The sequence below is a fragment of the Bradyrhizobium sp. RD5-C2 genome (genome assembly GCF_019972155.1).
In the GTDB taxonomy this organism is placed as follows: Bacteria; Pseudomonadota; Alphaproteobacteria; order Rhizobiales; family Xanthobacteraceae; genus Bradyrhizobium.
In genome coordinates this window covers 14,204-36,136 of record NZ_BOVL01000022.1, presented here as the reverse complement: position 1 = coordinate 36,136, position 21,933 = coordinate 14,204, and the positions used below count along the sequence as shown (strand labels likewise).

Sequence of the window (21,933 nt, the reverse complement as noted above, 5' to 3'; positions counted from 1 at the left end):
CTCCCTTTGTTGTTAGTCTATACCGCGTCGATGCCGGTGGCGATCCTTGCCGCATTGCGTGGATCAGCCGCGGCTGCAAAGCCCGGCTGGTCGAAGAAATCGCGGCCCGGGATCGCATCGAGCAGGTCGCGCGTGTAGGCCTGACGCGGCGCGGTGAAGACCTCGGCCGTGGTGCCTTCCTCGACGATGCGTCCTTTCTGCAGCACGATGACGCGGTCGGCGATCTCGGCGGCGATGCGCAGATCGTGGGTGATGAAGAGCATCGCCAGCCGCATCTCCTGGCGCAGCTCGGCGAGCAGCGCCAGCACCTGGGCCTGCACCGAGACGTCGAGCGCCGACACCGCCTCATCGGCGATCAAGACCCGCGGCTTGAGCGCGAGCGCTCGCGCGATGCAGATGCGCTGGCGCTGGCCGCCCGAGAACTCGTGCGGATAGCGATCTGCTGTCGTCTCCGACAGGCCGACCCGGACCAGAAGCTTCCGCGCCTGCGCCATCGCCTCGGCGCGCGAGGTGCCGTAAGCCATCGGGCCGCGCGCGACGGCATCGCCGACCTTCTGGCGCGGATCGAGACTGGCAAACGGATCCTGGAACACGATCTGAAGCTGCCGCCGCGCCTGGCGCAACGCCTCGCCGCGCAGCTGCCGGAGATCGGCGCCGCCGAAGCGGATGGCGCCGGCATCCGGTTCGGTCAGTCGCATGATCATGCGCCCGAGCGTCGACTTGCCGGAGCCGGATTCACCGACGACGGCTAGCGTCTCGCCCTCGTGCAGGGTCAGCGAGATGCCATCCGCGGCGACGACTTCACGCGGCGGCTGCAACCAGCCGCGCTTGACCCGAAAGGTCTTTTGCAGGCCGACGACTTCGAGCAGCGGCTCAGGTCGCACGATGGTGTCGTGGATATCGGCGAGCCGGGCCTTCGGCACCGCGTCGATCAGTTCGCGCGTGTAGGCGGCCTGCGGATTGCGCAGCACCTCGCTGGCCGTGCCCTGCTCGACCAACTTTCCGTGGCGCAGCACCACGACGCGATCGGCGACATCGGCGACGACGCCGAAATCATGGGTAATCAGCAACACGCCCATGCCGCGCTCGCGCCGGAGATCGTCGATCAGGCGCAGGATCTGGCGCTGGGTCGTGACATCGAGCGCGGTGGTCGGCTCGTCCGCGATCAAGAGCGCGGGCCGGTTGGCCATCGCCATCGCGATCATCACGCGCTGACGCTGGCCGCCGGACAGCTCGAACGGATAGCTCTTTTCCAGCAGCTGAGGATTCGGCAGCCCGACCTGCGTCAGCAACGTCTGCACCCGCGCGCGGACCTCCGCCACCGACGGCGTCGGCCGCTGGTGCGCCAGGATCATCTCCTCGATCTGCTTGCCGACCCGCTTGAGCGGGTTGAGCGAGGACAACGGCTCCTGAAAGATCATCGCGGCATTGCCGCCGCGCAAGTTCCGCAGACCACGGCCGTCGAGCTTCGACGGATCCTGTCCCGCGACCGTCACGGTGCCGGACACGATATCGACGCCGCGCGGCAACAGCTGCAGCACAGCATGGGCGATCATCGACTTGCCGGAGCCGGATTCGCCGACCAGACAGACCACCTCGTTCGGCTTGATCTCAAACGACACATTCTCGACCGCGAACGGCCGGTCGCCGCCTTTAGGAAGCGCGATCGAGAGGCGATCGACGGTCAGGACGGGCGCGCTGGACTGCATGGTCTCGCTCATGACCGGCGCCTCGAGACGCGCGGGTTGAGAACATCGGACAGGCCCTCGCCGAACAGGTTGATCGCGAGCACCGTGACGAGGATGGCAAGGCCGGGAAACACGCTCATCCACCACGCATTGCGGATTGCGGTGCGCCCCGCGCCGATCATGAAGCCCCACGACATCAAATTGGGATCGCCGAGCCCCATGAAGGACAGCGCGCTCTCCAGCAGGATCGCGGTCGCCACCGTCAGCGACGTCACGACCAGGATCGGCGAGATCGCATTCGGCAGGATGTGGCCGAGCACGATGCGCCAGGTGCGCTCGCCCTGGCACAGCGCGGCCTCGACGAATTCGCGGTGGCGCAGGCGCAGGAACTCCGCCCGCGTCAGCCGCGCCAGGGGCGGCCAGCTCACCGCACCTATGGTGAGAATGATCGTGAGCAGCGACGGATTGAAGGTTGCGACCAGCAGGATCGCCAGCACGAAGGCCGGAATGGTCTGGAACAATTCCGTCATCCGCATCAGCACCAGATCGACCTTGCCGCCGAAATAACCCGAGATCGCGCCGACCACGACGCCGATCGCCATCGCAGCGAGCGCCGATGCGATGCCGATCAGGAGCGAGACACGCGCCCCGTAGGCGACGCCGGCTGCGACATCGCGGCCGAGCGTATCGCCGCCGAGCCACAAACCGTCCTCGCCGGGTGGCGTGAACGGCGCCCCGACCATCTCCCAGGGCGAGACCGGAAACACAATCGGCGCGATGATCGCGACGACAACAACGATCAGCAGCAGGACAAGCCCGATCATGCCGCTGGGATGACGCAGGAAGGCGCGTACCGTCTCCATCACGCCGCTCCCGTGGTCATGCGCGGATCGATGAGCCGGTAGACCAGGTCGGTCAGGAGGTTGAGCGCGATCACGACAATCGAGAGGATCAGGAAAATGCCGAGCAGGACCGGATAGTCGCGTTGCAGCAGCGCCTCGAAGGTCAGGCGGCCGAGGCCGGGCCAGGCAAACACCGTCTCGATCACCACGGCGCCGCCGACCAGCGCGCCGGCCTGCATGCCGGCAACGGTGACGACCGGCACCAGCGCATTGCGCAGCATATGACCGACCACGATGCGCGTTCCGGACAGGCCCTTGGCGCGCGCCGTCTTGATGAAATCCTGCTGCGCCACCTCGATGATCGAGGAGCGCATCAGCCGCGCATAGATCGCGAGGTAAATCGCCGCCAGCGACGCCACCGGCATGATCATGTGCTTGATGATGTCGAGCGCGTGCTCGATCGGCGAGAGCTGCACGTTGATGGTCTCGTAGCCGAACGGCGGCAGCCAGCCGAGCGTCACCGAGAACACCAGCACCAGCATCAGGCCGAGCCAGAACACCGGCGTCGCGTAGAGCACGAGCGAGAGCACGGTGAATACCGTATCGAGCACGCTGCCCGCCGCGAGCCCCGCCAGCGCACCGAGCGCGGTGCCGATCAGGAGCGCGAGACAGAACGCCGTGACCGTCAGCAGCAGCGTCGCCGGAAGCCGTTCGAGGATCAGATCGACCACCGGGCGGCGCTGGCGATAGGAATAACCGAGGTCGAGCCTGACGACGCGGCCGAGGTGACTTACGAGCTGCACGAAATACGGCTTGTCGAGCCCGTATTCCTTGCGCAGATCGTCGAGCAGTTTTGGATCGGACGCGCCGGATTGCCCGGCCATCACCTGGGCCGGATCGCCGGGGGCGGCCCGCACCAGCACGAAGTTGAACGTCGCGATGACGAGGATCACGGCGACGAGCTGCGCGATACGGCTGATCGCCCGGAGCCCGATCGCCGCTGCGCTCCCGAGTGGCGTCACGATTTGTAGACCGACCCGAAGGTTTCGTGCGAGCCGATGCCCGTCGTCACGATGTTCTTGAACGCCTTGTCGTAGATGATGGGATATTCGATCTCGAGCGTCCAGGCGACCGGCACGTCCTCGACCAGGATCTGTTGCACCTTGCTGTAGAGCTCCTGCCGCTTGGCTTCATCGAGCGTGATTGCGGCTTCGTCGAACAGTTTGTCGACCTCGGGATTCGAGTAGCCTTGCGTGTTCGAGAACAGGATGCCCTTCTTGATGTTCGACGAAATATAGGTGCGGGCGACGCCGAGCGCGGGATCACCGAGCTGATAGAGCAGATTCTGGGTCATCTCATAATCCCAGTTGCCAACCTTCTCGGCCCAGCCGGCCATGTCGGTGCCGACAAGCACGAGGTCGATGCCGACCCGTGCAAAGCTCTGGCGGAAGAATTCGCCGGCGCGCTGATAGGACTCGCCATAGGGCGGCACGATGTACTTGATCTCGGCCCGCTTGCCGTTGGCGCCTACCTTCAATCCCATGTCGTCGAGCAGCGCCTTGGCCTTGTCGACGGAGAACTCGTAGCGCTTCACGTTCGGATCGTAGAACCGCGTCTTCGACGAGATCGGACCGGTCGCGACCTTGGCATTGCCGAAGTACACGCGCTTGCTGAACGCCTCGCGATCGATCAGGTGCATCACCGCCTGCCGGAACCGCTTGTCGTTCATCGGCGCGATGCGGTTGTTCATTTCGAGCCATTGATGCGGCGCGAAATACTCGTAGCCCTTGGTGGTGAATTCGAGGTTCTTCTGCGTCTTGAAGCGTTGCACGTCGTAGAATTCGACGTCGGACCATTGCACCAGCTGCACCGTGCCGTTTTCGAGCGCGAGCGCGCGCGACGCCGCATCCGGAATCACGCGATAGACGATCTCGTCGAGGTAAGGCTCGCCCTTCAGATAGTAGCCGTCGTGGCGGACGAGGTGAACGTGCGAGCCGCGCACCCATTCCTTGAGCTTGAAGGGGCCGGTGCCGATCGCCTTGTCGTTCTCCGGGTTCTTGCGATAGTCGGTGCCGTCGTAGATGTGCTTGGGCACGATCGGCGCGGACGTACAGTCGAAGCAGCCGATGAACGGGGCGAACGGCTGCTTCAGCTTGAACACGACGGTGAGCGGATCGGGCGCTTCGGCCGATGCGACGCGCGAAAAATTCTGCCGCGCGCGCGGATGGGTCTCCACCAGCAGCTTCATGCAGCTGAAGACCACGTCCTCCGAAGTCATCGGCTTGCCGTCGTGGAAGGTGATGCCGGGAAACAGCTTGAAGGTGTAGGTCAGGCCGTCCGGCGAGATCTCCCAGGACTGCGCCATGCCGGGCATCGGCTTGAGGTCGGCGCCGTATTTCAGCAGGCCTTCATAGATCTTGCCGCCGAGCGTCAGGGTCGGCTGCTGCTGGTTCAGCGCGGTCACGAGAACCGGCGGCTCGGGCTGGATGATGGTGTTGAGCGTTCCACCGCGGGTCTGGCCCGCTGCCCGCGTGATGCCGAACGGGATGGCTGCACCGCAGGCCAGCATCGCCTTGGTGAATTCGCGTCTGTTCATCGGACCTCTCCGTCGCCGCGCGTCAGGCATTCGATTTCGGCGAATGTCGCGGGGTGGGGCATTGTTGCCAAACGCCGTATCCCGCGCTACCTGAATGGGGACAACAACCATCGCGATCGGGCCAACTGGCCCGGAAGATGCATGAGCACCCTGCGAAAACGACGATCGATCAGGAGCTCACGACACTTGAAAGTCGCAGCGCGACGAAATGACACCGCCGGTTTGCGCGTGTGCCGCAAGCAAGCCGGTCCCGTAGCCGCCGCGCATTATGCCGGACAATTGCAACAGGTCGAACGGCCGCTCGCGGCGATGGCGGCCTCCTATCCGAACGAAAGCACGAGCGCGCGACACGCCCATCGCCGCGATCAGTTCATCCTTCAGACCGCAGGCGTGACCTCGATGATGACCGAGCGCGGTCATTTCGTCGTTCCGCCCGGCCACGGCCTGTGGATTCCGGCCGGCGTTGCGCACCAGTCGCGCGCATGGGGCGAGGTCGAGATCCAGACCATCTATGTCACGCCGGATCGCGTGCGGAATGCGCCGGCAACCTGCCGCCTGATCAGGGTCTCCGCGCTGGTCGAAGCACTGATGGAAGAAGCGGTGCATATGCCGACCCGCTACGACCCGGAAGGGCGCGATGGCCGGCTGGTCGATTTCCTGCTCGATGAGATCGGCAGGATGCCCGAAGTGTCGTTGCATGTGCAGGTGCCGCCCGATCCGCGGCTCGCCGCGATCTGCGAAGCGGTGCTGGTCGATCCGAGCTCCGATCTCACACTCGACGAATGGGCCGATCGCAGCCAACTCAGCCGGCGGACCTTGACGCGCCTGTTCCGGCGCGAGACCGGACAGAGCTTTGCCGCCTGGCGCCAGCGGGTGCGGCTGCTCGAAGCGCTGGCGCGGCTCGGCGCCGGCGAAGCCGTCACCTGCGTTGCGCTCGACGTCGGTTATGACAGCCCGAGCGCATTCGCTGCGATGTTCAAGCGCGAGCTCGGCACTGCGCCGCGCCAGTATCTGCGCTGGGCCAATCCCGACGTGGTGATGAGGTAAGCGAATTCGCGTCACGCATCCACTGAACGCAAAACCCCTGCGGTCAACGGGAAAGACCGCAGGGGTTTGCAGGTGGATGGCGTGAGGCCAGCAAGGCTGGGTGTCACCCCAAGGACCGGCAGGCGGATGAAAGCGATACCCGCCTCGTCATGCAAGCAAGTCTTTTAGGCAGGAGTGCGTCAACATTCGCAAGCAAGGCGCGCGAGAGGACGGCGATCCTCGCGCGCGCGTTGCATGCAACCGTTTAATCGTTGCGTGCGACCGCCGTCAGCTTGGTCATGTTGTGCAGCATGATCCGGCCGCGCTGCAGGTCGACGATGCCGTCCTTGCGCCAGGTCTGCAGTTGCCGGTTGACGCTCTCGCGCGCGGCGCCGACGAAGATGCCGAGTTGTTCCTGCGAGATGTGTACCTCGGAACCGAAATCCTCGGCCAGCGCGCACAGCCGGCGTGCGAGGCGGACCGGCAATGGCTGCAATACGGATTCTTCCATCCGCTCGCTCTGCCAGCGGATGCGCTGGCACAGCAACTCGATCAGGCGGACCGCGACCTTCGGCTCGCGCTCGAGGAAGCCCAGGAAATCCTCCCGCCGCAGGACGAACAATTCGGTGGGTTCGCCCGCAGTCGCATCCGCGGTGCGATCCTGACCGTCGAGCACGGCGACTTCGCCGAACAGATCGCCGGATCCCATGAAGTTCAGTGTGAGCCGGCTGCCGTCGGAGGCGCCGGTTTCGATGCGCACCTGGCCGCGGCGAACCCCGAACAGGGCATCGCCGGGATCGCCTTTCTGGAACAGCACCTCGCCGGAGGCGAGTTGCTGGGTGTGGCAGAGGCCCGAAAGCCGCGCCAGTTCGTCCGCACCGAGATCGGCGAACATAGGGTTCATTTTCAGAATGACCGCAAATTCGGCCTGTTTGCTCATTGTATTGCCTTCCAAATCGATCCGAGCGGTCCCCTCCGCCCGGTTAGCAACAATCACCCTCATAAGAGTGTGTGAGAGGTCACATAAGTTCATGCTGGTAACGGATTATTTTTCGCCTCGTTGGAGCGAGGTCCCGTTTGCGGGATAATCTCATGCGATCGGCCGTGCCCTTCCGCGGCGGAACCCTGTCTGCCCGGCCTGGAATATCGAGATGAGAGCACTGAAATTCGCCGGGGCTGCCATCGCTGTCGTGATCGTGATCATCGCGCTGGTGGCCGCGGTCGGGATCCCGTCCTCCTTCCTCACATCGGCCATCACCGAGCGGGTCGAGCGCGAGACCGGCTACACGCTCAGCATCAATGGCGGCGCCAAGGTTAGTCTCTGGCCGATCGTCAATTTGACGCTACGCGACGTCGTGTTGCAGGACCCGCGCGAGCGCGAGACCAGCACCCGGTTCGCGGCCGATCGGGTCGAAGCCGAGATGACACTGTCGAGCCTGTGGTCGGGCCAGCCCGACATCACCGACCTCGTGATCGTCAAGCCGGTGGTCAACCTGCCGCTGCAGCGCGAGCGCACCCGCGACCATCATCCGCCGGCGAAGTCGTCCGCGCCCGACAACGGCGGCATCACGATCCGGCATGTCAGCGTCAGCGGCGGCACCATCGTGTTCGCCAATGTGCGCGACCGGGTCGAGAACCGGATCGAAACGCTCAATGCCGATGCGACCATCGGCGCCGACCGCAAGATCGTCGTCACCGGGAGTGCGAGTGCCAGCGACAAGCCGCTGAAGTTCGAGATCCGCGCGACCGCGCCGCAAGCGCCGCTGGAACGGCAGAGCGTACCAGCCGAGTTCAACATCGATGCACCCGGCCTGTTACCCGTGGCGATCAAGGCCAATGCGGAAGTGCGCCTGAACGGCACTGTGCTGATGTTCAACGGCGTGTCCGGCATGCTCGGCGATGGCGGCTTCACCGGCTGGGCCTCGGTCGACTTCGCCAGCAACAAGCCGCTGGTGAAGCTCGATCTCGACTTCCAGCGCGTCTCGGTGGCGATGACGCCGCGCCAGTCCGATGCAGCACAGCCATTGGGCAGCAACATTTGGAGCAACGCGTCGATCGACCTCGGCGGGCTCAACTATGTCGACGCGCAGGCGCGCATCTCGGCTGCGGAGCTCGTGATCGGCGACGGCCGCTTCGCGCAGGCGGCGATCGATGCATCTGTTGACAGCGGCGTGCTGAAGGCCCGGCTCGCCGATCTCGGCGCCTATGAAGGCACCGCCAATGGCGACGTCACGATCAACGCCAGAGCCGCCGCTCCGACCTACGCGCTGCGGCTCGATCTCGCCGGCGTGCGCGCGCTGCCGGTGCTGAAGAGCCTCGCCGAGTTCGACAAGCTCGACGGCAAGATGCAGGCGAAGATCGCGCTGACCTCGCAGGGCACCAGCGAACGGGCCATCGTCGGCAATCTCGGCGGCTCGGCGTTCGTCGTATTCCAGGACGGCAAGATCCTCGGCCTCAACGTCGCGCAGATGATCCGCAACCTCACCACCGGCACCTTGTCGGGTTGGCAGCAGAGCGAGGCGCTGTCGACCGATCTCAGCCAGCTCTCGGCTTCGTTCAAGCTCGACAAGGGCCAGGCCGTCACCACCGATCTCAACCTGATCGGCCCGCTGGTGAAGATGGGCGGGGTTGGCACCATCGATCTCAACACCCGCCAGATCGGGTTCCGCGTCGAGCCGCAGCTCGTGATGACCACCGAAGGCCAGGGCCGCGCCGGCAATCCGGTCGGCCTCGGCATCCCCGTGATGATCGAGGGGCCGTGGGTGTCCCCGCGGATCTATCCGGAGATGCAGGGCATCCTCGACAATCCCCAAGCCGCCTACGCCAAGCTCAAGGAGATGGGCAAGGGCCTGTTCGGGGCGAATGGCCAAGCCCTGAGCCAGGGCCTGAATGGACTGACCAACCTCCTCAACGGCGTGCAGGGCGGCGAGACCGGTGCGCAGCCCGGCACGGGCCAGGCGCCAGCCGGCGCGGCGGCCGACCAGAACAACCCGCTCGGCGGACAGCTCGGCGACACCATCGGGAACCTGCTGCAGCAGGGCCTCTCCACTCTCAATCAGGGCAACGCCTCCCGCCCGAGCCGCAGCCTGGCCCAGCCCGCGCCGGACGCGCCGGCGGCCGCCGCGCCGCCACCGCCTGCCCCTCCTCCGGCCGACACCACCGAGCAGCACGACAATCCGGCGATGAACGACGTGCTGCGGCAGCTGTTCAACCGCTGAATATTCCCGGATATCCCCCGCTGGAATGCAGGGCTAACCATGCGACGGGAGGCCCCGCTTTGCCCCACCGATCCGTGCTAAACAGCAGCGGATACAGTGGCGCACCCGACTGATCGGAGGGGAACGGACGAGGCTGGATGAACGGGGCACCGGACAAGGGCAAGAACTGGTTCCTGCGCGGCGGCCTGTTCGCCAAATACGTCCTCGCGCTGGTCGGCCTCGTTGTGTTCGTGCTCGCGGTCAACGGCGCGCTTGAGACCTGGATCAGCTATCGCGGCATCAGGACCACGCTGACGGACGCGATGAGCGAGAAGGCGGACGCCACCGCCAAGCGCATCGAGCAATCGATCGCCGACCTCGAGCGACAGATCTCCTGGGTCACCCGCGCCTCCTCCAACACGATCGAGCTGCGCCGCGCCGACTATGCCCAGCTGCTCGGCCAGGTGCCGGCGGTGAGCCAGCTCACTTTGATCAACGGCCAGGGCCGCGAGGTGCTGCGGCTGTCGCGCCAAACCGTCACGCTGAACTCCAACGCCGACCTCTCCCGCGACTTCCGCTTCACCGAGGCGGTCGAGCGCGGCACCGCCTACGCGCCGGCGTACTTTCGCGACGAGCGGCCGTATATGTCGATCGGCGAGCAGCATTCCGGCTTCAACGCCGGCGTCACCGTGGCCGAGATCGACCTGCGCTTCCTCAATGACTATTTCGGCGATTCCCAGGTCGGCCGCAGCGCCTATGCCTATCTCGTCGACGCCAAGGGCCGCGTGCTGGCGAGCTCGTCGAAGGGCCCCGAAATCGGCAAGGATCTCGCCGCGCTGCCGCAGGTCGCCGCGGTGCTGTCGCGGAGCGGCAGGCCGGTCGCCTCCGGCAAGGATGTCGACGGCAACGCGGTGCTGACGACCGCGACGGCAGCGCCGGACCTCGGCTGGCACGTGTTTGTTGAGCAGCCGACGGCGCAGGCGCTGTCGCCGATCCGCGACCAGCTGGTGCGCATCGCGCTTCTGATCGCGCTCGGCCTCGTGGTCGCGATCATCGCCGGCACGATTTTGGCGCGGCGCATGCTGGTGCCGATCACGGCGCTGCGCACCGGCGCGCGGCGGTTAGGGGCCGGCGATTTCGGCCACCGCATCGAGGTGAAGACCGCGGATGAGCTGGAGGAGCTCGCCGGGCAATTCAACAGCATGGCCTCGCAGCTTGCCGAGACCTACTCCGGCCTCGAAGGCAAGGTGAAGGAGCGCACCCGCGACCTCGCGCAATCGATCAACGAGCTGAAGGTGCTGGAGGAGGTCGGCCGCGCGGTGGCGTCCTCGCTCGACCTCAACGCCGTGTTGCCGACAGTCGCCGCTCGCGCGCTCGAGATCACCCATGCCGACGCCGTGTTGATCTATGGCTATGACGCGGCACAGCGCACATTCAACCTGACGCAATCGATCGGCATCGACGCCGAAGCCGAAGGCCATCATCGCGCGATCGACGCGGCGAACAGCCCGCTTGCCGAGGCCGCCGCCAAGGGCGAGCCGCTGGCGTTTCCCGATCTCGCCGCAAGTCCTGATGATCCGGCCGATCATCCGCTGCGCGATATCGTGGTCGGCGCCGGCTTCCACTCCGTGCTTGTCGTGCCGCTGGTCGACCAGCAGGGCGTGCTCGGCTCGCTGGTGGTGTTGCGCAAGACGGCGGGCGATTTCCCCGCGAGCCTGATCGGCCTGATGAAGACTTTTGCGCACCAGGCTGTGCTGGCGATGCGCAATGCGCGGCTGTTCACGGAAGTGGACCAGAAGAGCCACGCGCTGGAAGAGGCCAACACCACCGTGCGCGAGCAGGCCGACAAGCTGCGCGAGCAGACGGAAGCGCTCAAGGACTGGAACAAGTCGCTGGAGCAGCGGGTCGAGACCCAGCTCGGCGAGATCGAGCGCATCCGAAGGCTCGAGCGCTTCCTGGCGCCGCAGGTGGCGCAGCTGATCGCCTCCTCCGACAATCCCGAGGGCCTGCTCGACAGCCACCGCCGCGAAGTGACCGTCGTGTTCTGCGACCTGCGCGGCTTCACCGCCTTCACCGAGGCGACCGAGCCGGAAGAAGCGATGAACGTGCTGCGCGAATATCACGCAGCGCTCGGCAAGCTGATCTTCAAATACGAAGGCACGCTCGACAAATATGCCGGCGACGGCGTGATGATCCTGTTCAACGCGCCGATCCAGCTCGCCGACCACACCGCGCGCGCCGTGCGGATGGCGGTGGAGATGCGCGACACGGTCGGCCCCCTAACCGAGAAGTGGCGCAACCGCGGGCATACCCTCGGCTTCGGTATCGGCATCGCGCTCGGCTACGCCACGCTCGGCCAGGTCGGCTTCGAGCAGCGGCTGGAATATGCCGCGATCGGCAGCGTCACCAACCTCGCCTCCCGCCTGTGCGGCGAGGCCAAAGCCGGCCAGATCGTGGTGAGCCGCCGTGTCTTCGGCATGGTCGAGCCCCACGTCGAAGGCCGCGCCATCGATGACCTCGTGCTGAAGGGCTTTAATCACCCGATCCTCGCCGCGGAAATCCTGAGCTGGAAGGGCGAACCATCAGCGGAGGCGGCGGCGGAGTGATCCGCGCTCCCTCCATTCCCATAATCCGAGCGGGAACCCGGTACCGTCAGAACCTTGCATTCGCGGGGAAAGTGTGTATAGTGTGGCCATTCGATTAGCCGTTGCGCCTTGTTGAATGGTCAGAACGGCCCTCCTCCAAAGACATCGTCAGTTGAATGGATGGCGCGCGATTCTGCGCAACACATGCGCAAACGCGCAATTTGGAGAAGAGAAGATGGCGACAGGTACTGTGAAGTGGTTCAACGGTCAGAAGGGTTTTGGTTTCATCGAGCCGAGCGACGGCAGCAAGGATGTGTTCGTTCACATCAGCGCAGTCGAGCGTGCCGGTCTGACTGGCCTCGCTGAAGGCCAGAAGGTCTCGTTCGAGCTGAAGACCGACAAGATGCGCGGCAAGACCAGCGCCGAGAATCTTCAGATCGTCTGAGGTTCTTGCTTCGGCATGATTTCCGCGCAAACGCGTTCCGCGTTTGCCGCGATCATGCCAGTTCGTCATTCCACGGATGTACTGGGATGACGTCGCGACCCGCTCGGTCCACCGGATTGGGCGGGTTTTTGCGTATCTTTTTGCGCGTGATCCTGCCGGGCGCCGCGCCGGCGCGTGCGACGAATGCGAACCTCCACGCAGGGATCGCGCTTTAAAGAGGATGCCGATGAGCGCCAGAAAGCCCGACCCATCGCCCGCAAGTCTTGCGAGGGCCGACCGCCAGCGGCTGGCGGCCGAGGAAGGCGCGCGCGCCATCGCCGAAGTCGAGCGTGACGCGACCGCGATCCGCAAGAACATGGAGCGCCTGCGCGCACTGCGCGAAGCCCGCGAGGCCAAGGCTGCGGCCGAGGCCGAGCTGGCGCCGGCACCCATCGCCAAGAAGAAGGCTCGCGTGAAGCGCATCGTGCGCTGACGCTGCGCTGTCGTCGCCTCCGCACCGCTAGCAGTCCCGTCATCCTGAGGTGCGAGCGCAGCGAGCCTCGAAGGATGCACGGCCACCAGCCGGGCCGCCGACCCTTCGAGACGGCCGCGTCGCGGCCTCCTCAGTGTGACGGCGCTGCACCCAATCTAGTCCCCGACCAACATTGTCAAGCAGATGAAGAATATGCGTTCGCGATCTTGCGGCATGTTGCGCCCGAGGGATGCGATCAACTCACCCTCATTGATCGTGAGAGGGCGCAGGGAAGGCCAAGCGCTGAGTTGGGATGTCAAAGCAACTTCTGATAATCAGAATAATGGAAGCGGCTTAAAAATCGCAACTGTTACGACATTGCTTTCATTTCCGCGAACTCTCACAAGCTTCAAATCACCATCCAGTGAATCCGCTTGCCTCCGCAATCACGATCACGACCCCACCCGCCCCTCCCAGGAATAACCCACCCCCCTCCTCGCTCGCGTCATGACGGGCGCGCGGGAACCGCGTGCTCTGAGAACAAGAACACGCGAGGCATGGGTTTGATGACAGGATTGGACGGGACGCACGCGGCGGCGTCGGTGGTGGCGCTGCACTGCTCGCTGGGGTCGGGACGGCAATGGACGAAGCTTGCGGGCGCGCTCGGTGGCACGCCGTTCATGGCGCCGGATATTTCCGGCTATGGCGTCGCCGCCTGCGGGCGCGACTGGCCGCGGACGCTGGATGGCGAGATCGCGCGGCTCGAGCCCTGGCTCGCCAAGGCCACGGGGCCGATCCATCTGGTCGGGCATTCCTATGGCGGCGCGATCGCGTTTCGGCTCGCGACCATTGCGCCTTATGCGCACCGCATCCGCAGCCTCACGCTGATCGAGCCTGTCTTGCCGACGTTGCTGCGCGATGGCTCCGCCGACGTGCGGCTGTACGATCGCTTCGCGCGGATCGCGCAGGTGGTGTCGCAGGATATTTTCGACGGCGCGGTGCTGGAGGCGGTCGAGGCGTTCACGGCGTTCTGGGCCGGCTCCGGCCCGCGCGAGCAGTTCTCGCCGAGCGGACGGCTGCGGATGATCGAGCAGGCGGACAAGCTGCCTTACGATTTCAACGCCGCGCTCGATCTCGACGGCGTGGCGGCCGCCGCGCGCGCCTTGCGGGTGCCGACGCTGCTGGTGTCGGGCGGGCTGTCGCCCTATGTGACGCAGCGCATTGTCGCAAAACTCGCCGCGATCATTGATGGCGCCGAGATGCGGCATCTGCCGGCGGCCGGCCACATGCTGCCGGTGACGCACGCCGAGCGGGTCAATCCGGAGATCCTGCGGCACATCTGGCGCGCCGAGGAGCTGGCCAAGCTAGAGCTCGCCGCGTGTGCCGGCCCGGCCGAGGCGGTGGCCGCCGCTGCGCAGCCGGCTGGCTCGGCGAGGCCGCATCTGGTATTCAGGAGGCCCTCATTTTGGGAATAGTTTGCCGATGATTTTGCCTCGCCTGCGCGCTGCCGCCCTCGCCGCTTCCGCGCTGCTTCTGCTCGCGGCTTCTCCCGCGCTTGCCGCGGGCGAGGCTGATGCCGTGCCGAAGGGCGCGGCGGTGACAGTGCTGAAGGCCTCGAAATTCTGCTTCGGCAACATCGTCGAGGTCTCCGGCATCGTGCTGCCGCGCGACGAGCAGCAGGTCCGGCCCGATCGGTTCGGCTTGAAGGTGGCGGAGGTGAAGGCCGATCCCGGCGACACCGTCACCGCGGGCCAGGTGCTGGCGCGGCTGACCGACGGCACCAATTCGATCAACCTCACCGCGCCGGTGGCGGGCACGATCTCGGCGTCCTCGGCGATCGTGGGCGCGCCGGCATCAGGCAAGGATGCGCTGTTCTCGATCATCGCCAGAAACGAATACGACCTGGTCGGCATGGTGCCGACCCGCGATATCGCCAAGCTGAAGACCGAGCAGACCGCGCGGCTCAAGATCATCGGCGCCGGCGAGATGGACGGCAAGGTGCGGACGATCGCGCCGACCATCGAGCCGAACAGCCAGCTCGGCCAGGTGTTCGTCGGCATCGGATCGAACCAGCGGCTGCTGGTGAATTCGTCCGGCCGCGCGCAGATCAAGACCGGGCAGAGCTGCGGCGTCGCGGTGCCACTGACCGCGATCCTCTATTCCACCGCCGGCACCGTGGTGCAGGTGGTGCGCGGCGGCCGTGTCGAGACGCGGCGGGTCGAGACCGGCTTGATGTCGGCCGGCCAGGTCGAGATCCGCGACGGCATTTTGGAAGGCGACATCGTCGTCGCCCGCGCCGGCGCACTGCTGCGCGAAGGCGATCCGGTGCGGCCGGTGGGCGCGAGCGCGGACGCGAAGTAGACGGCGTTCCATCCACGGCGTCGTCCCGGGCAAGCGAAGCGCGACCCGGGACCCATAACCACCGGCAGAAATTTTGCGAAGATTGGCAGTGAATGCGCGCCGCGGTACACGCAGCACGCTTCATCGATAGATCACGCGGTATGGGTCCTGGCTTTCGCCAGGACGACATTGAGGAGACGGCGTGGCTCAGCCGCCGAGCTTGATGTCTTCAAGCAGCGACGACGACACGCTCGGCACCTGCTCGCCTTCAGAGGCGCGGGAGATCGCGACGCGGGTCTTGTTGAAGGCGGTCTCTGCGCCGGCCTGAGCGTTGAGGTTGTTGATCAGCTCGGAAACCAGGACGCTGTTGGGCGCTGAAGAGTCGTCGGCGACCTTGCCCGGCGTCGCCGAGGTCAGCACGATGGTGTTGTCCGGCGGGCTGATCGGGGCGAGGCCGTGCGAGAAGGCACGGAAGCGGCGCTCATAGGGATTGCGGCGCGAGGCATCGAGCACGACGAGCTTGGCTTTCGCGCCACGCTCCTTCATCGCATCGAGCACGGATTCGACGCTGACGCCGGTGCGCTTGACGTCGGCCTCCTTCCAGATCGTGGCATCGACCGGGATCATGTAGCTCTCACGACCGACCTGCACGCCGTAGCCGCCGAAGAACAGCATCACGACGGTGTCGGGCCGGATCTTGGCCTTCATACGCTCGACCGCGCGGAACATGTCGTCCTTGGTCGCGTCCTCGACCACGTCGACGTCAAAACCTTCGCGGCGCAGCGCCGACGACAAAGTGCGGGCATCGTTGATCGGCTGGACCAGCGGCGCGGCGGCGTCCGGATAGTGGCCGTTGCCGATGATCAGCGCGAGGCGGGAGGCGCCGGCCGCAACGCTGCCGGTCTGCCCGGTGGCGACGGAGCCGGTGACAGTCTCCTTGGCAACATCCGGTGTCCGCTTGTTGAGCGCGGCATGGGCGCCAATCGCCAGCGACACCGTGCCGGCCACCGCCACGCAGACGGCGATGGTGCGACGGGATATCTGAAGCTGCCTAAGGTTCATAACGTTCTAGTCCCAATCTCTATCCCGATGGCGTTCGAGCGAAATCGCGCCAGTTAGTCGCGTCAGTGACGATCAGGTTTAATGGGGTTGAGGTGTGTGTGGCCGTTGAATTGATCTCAATTTGCGGCGCCGCAACAAACACTCCCTTAACCCGGCCGGACCGCCGGAGCAACCCGGTTTGCGGCATGCTGCCGCCCGGCAGAGGCCATTGACGCCGTTAAGATCCCGTTACGTGACTTCGGTCACATTTGTATTTCATACGGATTCATGTAGCTTTCCAAAGGCTTGCGAGTTTGGGGGAGGACCGGGGGAAACACCGCCGCGGCGGCGGCGTTAACCGGTTCCTTGAGAAAGGCACGCTTTGAGCTACTTGGGCCTTCACGAAATCGCCGGGACGGTGTGCCGGGCGCTGACCGCCAGGAAGGACGGCCCGTCGCTTTACGACGTCTGCGACCCCGTGCTGCAGGCCTATTGCGGCGGCGACGTCCATCTCGGAAAATTCTACCGGACCGCGCTCGGCAATCCGCCGCTGCGCGCGCTGCTCCGCCGCACCGGCCTGCCCGCCCTCAACGACCCCGACCGCCTGGCGAGCCTGCGCGCGGCGCTGGTCCAGGCGCGCGACGCCGCGGCGCCGGACTGGGCCGCGATCGGCGCCCCGGTCGCCGACCTGATGGACGGCATCGCCGTGCGCCACCCCGCCCCGCCGGCCGCGGCCGTCCCTCACCACTCGCCCGCGATGGCCGAGATCGACCGCGTGATCCGCGTAACCGGCGCGCATCTGCTCGGTTCGTTCACCAAAAACGGCTTCATCCCGACCTATGCTGCCTTCAACCTGATTGGCGACCCCGACATCAGCGGGCGCGAGATGCTGATGGCGCTGACCGGGCTGAATGCGCGCGGCTACAAGAACTCGACCTTGCTGTTCAGCCTGGCGCGGATCTTCATCGCGCATTCGCCGGCGCGCACGCTGATCAACCCGCCATGGCGCGGCATCGCCGAGCCGATGTGGGAGCCGGTGCAGATCCGCCACCGCTCGGCCTATTACGACGCCTTCTTCACCGAGGCCCTGCTGAGTTTTGTCGAGACCGGGCTCGCGTCATCGGATGAGGCCGGCGCGGCGCGGCGCGCGATCGCCGAGATGGTGGACTTCTGCCTGAAGACCAGCGCCGAGGAGGTGCCGTCGCATGACGGCTCGGTCGTAAAGGTGATCACCGCGCTGGCGCCGGGGCGGCATCCGCGCTTCTCGCGCTTCTTCGCCCAGATCAAGCAGGACCTCGGCTTCGGCGTCTATGTGCCCGACTGCGACACCACGGCGTGTTCGTTCTCGGCCGCCACACAAGCCGGCTCCGACGATCCGATCCTCAAGCAGCCGCTGCTGGATTTCTACCGCGGCTACCAGGTGCGATCAGGCGCCAACGAGCCGCGCGTCACCGTGCCGCTCAACGATAATATCGATTACGAAGGCGGCGTCGTCACCTGGATCGATAATCTCAGGGGCGAGCGGCCCTATGGCAACGACCTCGATCCGACGCTGAACCTCGACATCCTCGAGGTCTCGTTTCGCAACCTCGCCCGCTGGCAAATCGTCGAGACGCCGCAGCGGCTGGAGACGGTGCATCGCATCATCGCGTTCCAGAAGAATCTGGTCGAAAGCGGCGCGTTCAGGAATCCGCGCTCGCATATCTATTATTTGCCGGAGCTCTATTCGGCCTATTTCGGCCGCTGCTACGCCGCCTTCATCGCGCTGCCGCTGCCGGCGCAGCGCGTCATCGATCCCGGCAATGTGTTCGCGCTGATCCGCGCCCGCGTGCTCGGCTATGTCCAAAGCGAGCTGATCGCGCATGAGATGAACCCGTTCGACGCGGCGCTAGCGCTGATGGCGCTGGCCCATCTTGGCGCCGAGGTTTCGAGCTTCACGCCGGCGCTGCACTGCATCGTGCAAGGCCTCGGCGAGGGCGGCCGCAAGGGGCCTTACAGGGCCTATGAATGGAATAAGATGAAGACCCCGACGCGGATCCTGGTCGGCGGGCCCGAGGTGACGTCGGCCTTCGTGCTGATGGCCCTCGCGCTGGCCAGGAAGCGAATGGTTGCGGTGTAGTCGCGTAGCCCGGATGGAGCGCAGCGAAATCCGGGGACCATCTTTCAACGGAAACACTGTCCCGGATTGCGCTTCGCTCCATCCGGGCTACGGACCTCAAGGGGCAAATGGCGCAGACGCACGGGGATGACGCGAAGTTGAAACTGGCGGAAACACGACACCACTGGCAGGGTTGCCCAATTGCTCGCACAATCCTTGACGATCCTTTGCCTTGCCGATCCTTTGGACCTTAAACGCTGAACGAAAACCTGGCCGGGAATGCCAATGCTCAAGACGCTGCTCACTGCTGGCCTGCTGCTGTCGCTGCCGACGCTGGCTGTCGCCGCCGACATCACCGGCGTGCCGAAGATCCGCGACGGCGACCAGCTCATGATCGGCAGCGTCAAGATCCGGCTCGGCGGCATCGACGCGCCGTCGACCGACCAGCTCTGCCTCAACACCAAGGGTGAGCGCTGGACCTGCGGCATTGCCGCGCGCGACGAGCTGATCAAGTATGCGGGCCACAAGAGCTGGACCTGCCACGCCCGCTCGGTCGATCGCCGCGGCCGCACCATTGCGCGCTGCGAGGTCGACGGCGAGGACATCCAGAAGTGGATGGTCAGCAATGGCTGGGCGCTGGCCTATACCCGCATCTCGCATGACTACGAGCCGGACGAGAAAGCGGCGCGCGAGGCCAAGGCCGGGATGTGGCAGGGCGCATTCATCGCGCCGTGGGACTGGCGCGTGCGCAACAAGAAGACCACCGTGCTCGGCACCGTGAAGCCGCCGGAAGGCGCCAACGCGATCCTGCTCGCCTCGGCCTCCGGCCCGGTGGCGCCCTCGCCCGACTGCACCATCAAGGGCAACGTCAACCGCTCCGGCGAATGCATCTTCCACCAGCCGACCAGCCGCTGGTACGCCAAGATCGAGATGAAGATATCAAAGGGCACACGCTGGTTCTGCTCGGTCGAGGAAGCCGAGGCCGCCGGCTGCCGCGAGACGCGGCGTTAAGCGGCACGACTGATACTCGACATAGTTCGATGGAATGAGACTCAAACGTAGCGGCGTCGGCAGCACGCCCCCTCTCCCGCTTGCGGGGGAGGGCTGGGGTGGGGGTGTCACTGCTTGCGATGCTCGTTATGAGGAGAGAGCCCCCACCCGGATTGCATCTTCGATGCAATCCGACCTCCCCCGCGAGCGGGAGAGGTGAAGGACCGCGGCATGACTGACGTCGAAATCATCCCGCCTGCGGCGCGCCGTCGCAAACGCGTGCGCTATCTGCAGCTGTTGCTGTTCGTCCTGGTCACCTATCTGATCGTGGCCTATCTGGTGCTGCCGGCGCTGTGGACGCACTACGAGCACCAGAAGGGCCTCGCCAATCTGCCGATGGTGACCCGGACCGCGCAGGGCATTCCCGGTGACCCCATGAATGTCGGGCTGATCGGCGACACCAAGGACGTGGTCTGCGCGATGCATGAGGCCGGCTGGTTCCCGGCCGACCCAGTCACGCTGAAATCCTCGATCGAAATCGTAGGCTCGGTGCTGCTCGACCGTCCCTACAAGGATGCGCCGGTGAGCAACCTGTTCTATCTCGGCCGCCGCGAAGACCTCGCCTTCGAGCGGCCGGTCGGCGCAAGCGCGGATCGCCGCAATCATGTCCGTTTCTGGCGGGTGCTCGATCAGGGCGAGGAAAAGCGCCCGGTGTGGCTCGGCGCCGCGACGCTCGACCGCAGTGTCGGCATCAGCAGCTACACCGGCGCGGTGACGCATCATATCGCGGCCGATCTCGATGCCGAGCGCGCGCTGCTTGCGACCGACCTCGAATCCGCCGGCATGGTCACCGCGAAATACCAGGTCACCGGCATCGGCCCGACCTTTGACGGGCATAATGGCGGCGGCGACCTCTATTACACCGACGGTGAAATCTGGGTGGTGCGGCTGGTCGAGGCCTGCCGCAAGAACGACGGCAGCGTCGAGCAGATTCCAAGCCCTGCCGCGACCCAGTTCAAGGACCAGATCTGGCGTTCCGTGGTCGAGACCATCGACAAAGACAAATAAGGCCGGCTGTGTCCCGCGCTTTTGGAAACGCTGGATTGCTTGGACCTGCTCGCAATCGCGGCCACGATGGCATATCCTCCACCCTTGACCCCTCAGACGCATGATTTGCGTAGCTTTACCCAAAAGGAACAGGACGATGACCGTTCGCGCGGGCCGGGAATTTCTGGCCATCCCCGGGCCCACCACGATGCCCGATCAGGTGCTGCAGGCGATGCATCGCCCGGCGCTCGATATCTACTCCGCCGAGATGCTCGAACTGACCGAAAGCCTGCTGCGCGATCTCTCGAAGCTGTTCGCCACCATGGGCAAGTCCTACATCTACATCGCCAACGGCCACGGCGCCTGGGAGGCGACGCTCTCCAACGTGCTGTCGCGCGGCGACAAGGTGCTGGTGCTGGAGAGCGGGCGCTTTGCGATCGGCTGGGGCCAGGCGGCGGCCGCGATGGGCGCCGATGTCGAGGTGCTGAAGGGCGACTGGCGCCGCGCAATCCGCCCGGCAGAGGTCGAGGAGCGGCTGCGCCGCGACAAGGAACACAAGATCAAGGCGATCCTCGCCGTGCAGGTCGACACCGCGTCGGGCGCCTATAACGACATCGAGGCGATCGGCAAGGCGATCAAGGCCGCGGGCCATCCCGCGCTGTTCATGGTCGACACCGTCGCCTCGCTCGGCTGCATGCCGTTCGAGATGGACAAATGGTATGTCGACGTCGCGATGTCCGGTTCGCAGAAGGGCCTGATGACGCCGCCCGGCCTCGGCTTCGTCGCCGCCAATGACCGCGCCTGGGATGCACACAAGAAGGCCGACCTGCGCACGCCGTATTGGGACTGGACCGAGCGCGAGGGCTCCGAGCACTACCGCAAATATGCCGGCACCGCGCCGGTGCATCTGCTGTTCGCGCTGCGCGAGGCGATCAACATGCTGCACGCCGAGGGCCTGGAGAATGCCTTCGAGCGGCATCGCCTGCTCGGCGAAGCGGTGCGCCGCGCCGTCGCCGTCTGGGGCGAGGGCCAGGTGCTCGGCTTCAACATTGCTGAACCAGCCGAGCGCTCCAACACGGTGACCACCGTGACCGTGAAGGGCGCCGATCCCGCCGCGATCCAGCGCTATGCCAAGGAGAAATGCGGCGTGGTGCTCGGCACCGGCATCGGCGATTTGCAGGGCCAGGCATTCCGCATCGCGCATATGGGCCACGTCAACGCGCCGATGATCCTCGGCACGCTCGGCGTCGTCGAGGTCGCGCTCACCGCGCTGAACATCCCGCACGGCAAAGCCGGCGCCGACGCCGCGATCCAGTGGCTCGGCGAGAACGTGAAGGCGTAATGCGACGCCTCCACGTCATTGCGAGCGAAGCGAAGCAATCCATGGCTCCGGATAAGTGGAGCTATGGATTGCTTCGTCGCTATCGCTCCTCGCAATGACGGCTGCAGCGATTGCTCATTTTGGGATAATGGAGCGAAGAGCTCCCTCGACTTTATGACGGGGCCTCAACACTTTTCGTCGTCATCGTTTTCCGCTTTACTGCCGGCAACAGCCGGGCACGGATCCCTGCAACAGAACAAGATGGA

General features: G+C 65.5%; 17 protein-coding genes. 11 read left to right on the top strand and 6 right to left on the bottom strand.

Annotated features, from left to right (window positions below):
• Positions 1-17 precede the first annotated feature (17 nt).
• The 4 genes from BraRD5C2_RS28980 to BraRD5C2_RS28965 are packed head-to-tail and all read right to left on the bottom strand — an operon-like array spanning position 18 to position 5,126.
• Positions 18-1,721 (bottom strand): dipeptide ABC transporter ATP-binding protein, encoded by a 1,704-nt coding sequence (locus BraRD5C2_RS28980; protein ID WP_223974474.1) that lies wholly within the window; start codon positions 1,719-1,721, stop codon positions 18-20.
• The gene (locus BraRD5C2_RS28975) at positions 1,718-2,551 is read right to left on the bottom strand and encodes an ABC transporter permease (protein WP_223974473.1); all 834 of its coding nucleotides are present in this window, start codon (positions 2,549-2,551) and stop codon (positions 1,718-1,720) included. The genes BraRD5C2_RS28980 and BraRD5C2_RS28975 overlap by 4 nt, the downstream gene beginning before the upstream one ends.
• Positions 2,551-3,552: an ABC transporter permease gene (locus BraRD5C2_RS28970; RefSeq protein WP_223974472.1), complete on the bottom strand. Its 1,002-nt coding sequence runs from the start codon at positions 3,550-3,552 to the stop codon at positions 2,551-2,553. Before BraRD5C2_RS28970 ends, BraRD5C2_RS28975 begins: the two co-directional genes overlap by 1 nt.
• Positions 3,549-5,126, bottom strand: coding sequence for an ABC transporter substrate-binding protein (locus tag BraRD5C2_RS28965; RefSeq protein ID WP_223974471.1), 1,578 nt, complete (start codon positions 5,124-5,126; stop codon positions 3,549-3,551). The genes BraRD5C2_RS28970 and BraRD5C2_RS28965 overlap by 4 nt, the downstream gene beginning before the upstream one ends.
• Before the next feature lie 228 nt (positions 5,127-5,354).
• Here BraRD5C2_RS28965 and BraRD5C2_RS28960 point away from each other — a divergent pair, with 228 nt between their 5' ends.
• Positions 5,355-6,173, top strand: a complete 819-nt coding sequence (locus BraRD5C2_RS28960; protein WP_223974470.1) for an AraC family transcriptional regulator — start codon at positions 5,355-5,357, stop codon at positions 6,171-6,173.
• A gap of 244 nt (positions 6,174-6,417) precedes the next feature.
• Here BraRD5C2_RS28960 and BraRD5C2_RS28955 read toward each other — a convergent pair whose 3' ends face one another.
• On the bottom strand, positions 6,418-7,092 hold the full coding sequence (locus BraRD5C2_RS28955) for a Crp/Fnr family transcriptional regulator (RefSeq protein WP_097675829.1): 675 nt from the start codon (positions 7,090-7,092) through the stop codon (positions 6,418-6,420).
• Between the two features lie 211 nt (positions 7,093-7,303).
• Here BraRD5C2_RS28955 and BraRD5C2_RS28950 point away from each other — a divergent pair, with 211 nt between their 5' ends.
• The 6 genes from BraRD5C2_RS28950 (at position 7,304) to BraRD5C2_RS28925 (ending at position 15,191) form a co-directional block, all read left to right on the top strand.
• On the top strand, positions 7,304-9,370 hold the full coding sequence (locus BraRD5C2_RS28950) for an AsmA family protein (RefSeq protein WP_223974469.1): 2,067 nt from the start codon (positions 7,304-7,306) through the stop codon (positions 9,368-9,370).
• A 137-nt stretch (positions 9,371-9,507) separates the two neighbouring features.
• Positions 9,508-11,955 (top strand): adenylate/guanylate cyclase domain-containing protein, encoded by a 2,448-nt coding sequence (locus BraRD5C2_RS28945; protein ID WP_223974468.1) that lies wholly within the window; start codon positions 9,508-9,510, stop codon positions 11,953-11,955.
• Positions 11,956-12,169: 214 nt separating this feature from the next.
• Positions 12,170-12,379, top strand: a complete 210-nt coding sequence (locus BraRD5C2_RS28940) for a cold-shock protein (RefSeq protein WP_029084280.1) — start codon at positions 12,170-12,172, stop codon at positions 12,377-12,379.
• Between the two features lie 226 nt (positions 12,380-12,605).
• The gene (locus tag BraRD5C2_RS28935; RefSeq protein WP_223974466.1) at positions 12,606-12,851 is read left to right on the top strand and encodes a hypothetical protein; all 246 of its coding nucleotides are present in this window, start codon (positions 12,606-12,608) and stop codon (positions 12,849-12,851) included.
• Positions 12,852-13,396: 545 nt separating this feature from the next.
• Complete coding sequence (locus BraRD5C2_RS28930) at positions 13,397-14,305, top strand: alpha/beta fold hydrolase (protein ID WP_223974464.1); 909 nt, start codon at positions 13,397-13,399, stop codon at positions 14,303-14,305.
• Positions 14,306-14,312: 7 nt separating this feature from the next.
• Positions 14,313-15,191 (top strand): efflux RND transporter periplasmic adaptor subunit, encoded by an 879-nt coding sequence (locus tag BraRD5C2_RS28925; protein WP_223974462.1) that lies wholly within the window; start codon positions 14,313-14,315, stop codon positions 15,189-15,191.
• 186 nt (positions 15,192-15,377) lie between these two features.
• Here the strand turns inward: BraRD5C2_RS28925 and BraRD5C2_RS28920 are convergent, their stop codons facing one another.
• Complete coding sequence (locus BraRD5C2_RS28920; protein WP_223974461.1) at positions 15,378-16,232, bottom strand: caspase family protein; 855 nt, start codon at positions 16,230-16,232, stop codon at positions 15,378-15,380.
• Between the two features lie 370 nt (positions 16,233-16,602).
• On the opposite strand from BraRD5C2_RS28920, the gene BraRD5C2_RS28915 reads away from it, so the two are divergent.
• The 4 genes from BraRD5C2_RS28915 to BraRD5C2_RS28900 all read left to right on the top strand — a co-directional run bounded on the left by BraRD5C2_RS28915 (position 16,603) and on the right by BraRD5C2_RS28900 (position 21,688).
• Positions 16,603-18,330 carry a hypothetical protein gene (locus BraRD5C2_RS28915; protein WP_223974460.1) on the top strand — a complete coding sequence of 576 codons (1,728 nt, stop codon included), beginning with the start codon at positions 16,603-16,605 and terminating at the stop codon, positions 18,328-18,330.
• Positions 18,331-18,594: 264 nt separating this feature from the next.
• Complete coding sequence (locus BraRD5C2_RS28910; protein ID WP_223974459.1) at positions 18,595-19,320, top strand: thermonuclease family protein; 726 nt, start codon at positions 18,595-18,597, stop codon at positions 19,318-19,320.
• A gap of 210 nt (positions 19,321-19,530) precedes the next feature.
• A complete protein-coding gene (locus tag BraRD5C2_RS28905; protein WP_223974458.1) occupies positions 19,531-20,367 on the top strand; it encodes an LssY C-terminal domain-containing protein in 837 nt (278 codons plus the stop codon).
• Positions 20,368-20,503: 136 nt separating this feature from the next.
• A complete protein-coding gene (locus tag BraRD5C2_RS28900) occupies positions 20,504-21,688 on the top strand; it encodes a pyridoxal-phosphate-dependent aminotransferase family protein (protein ID WP_223974457.1) in 1,185 nt (394 codons plus the stop codon).
• Positions 21,689-21,933 lie beyond the last annotated feature (245 nt).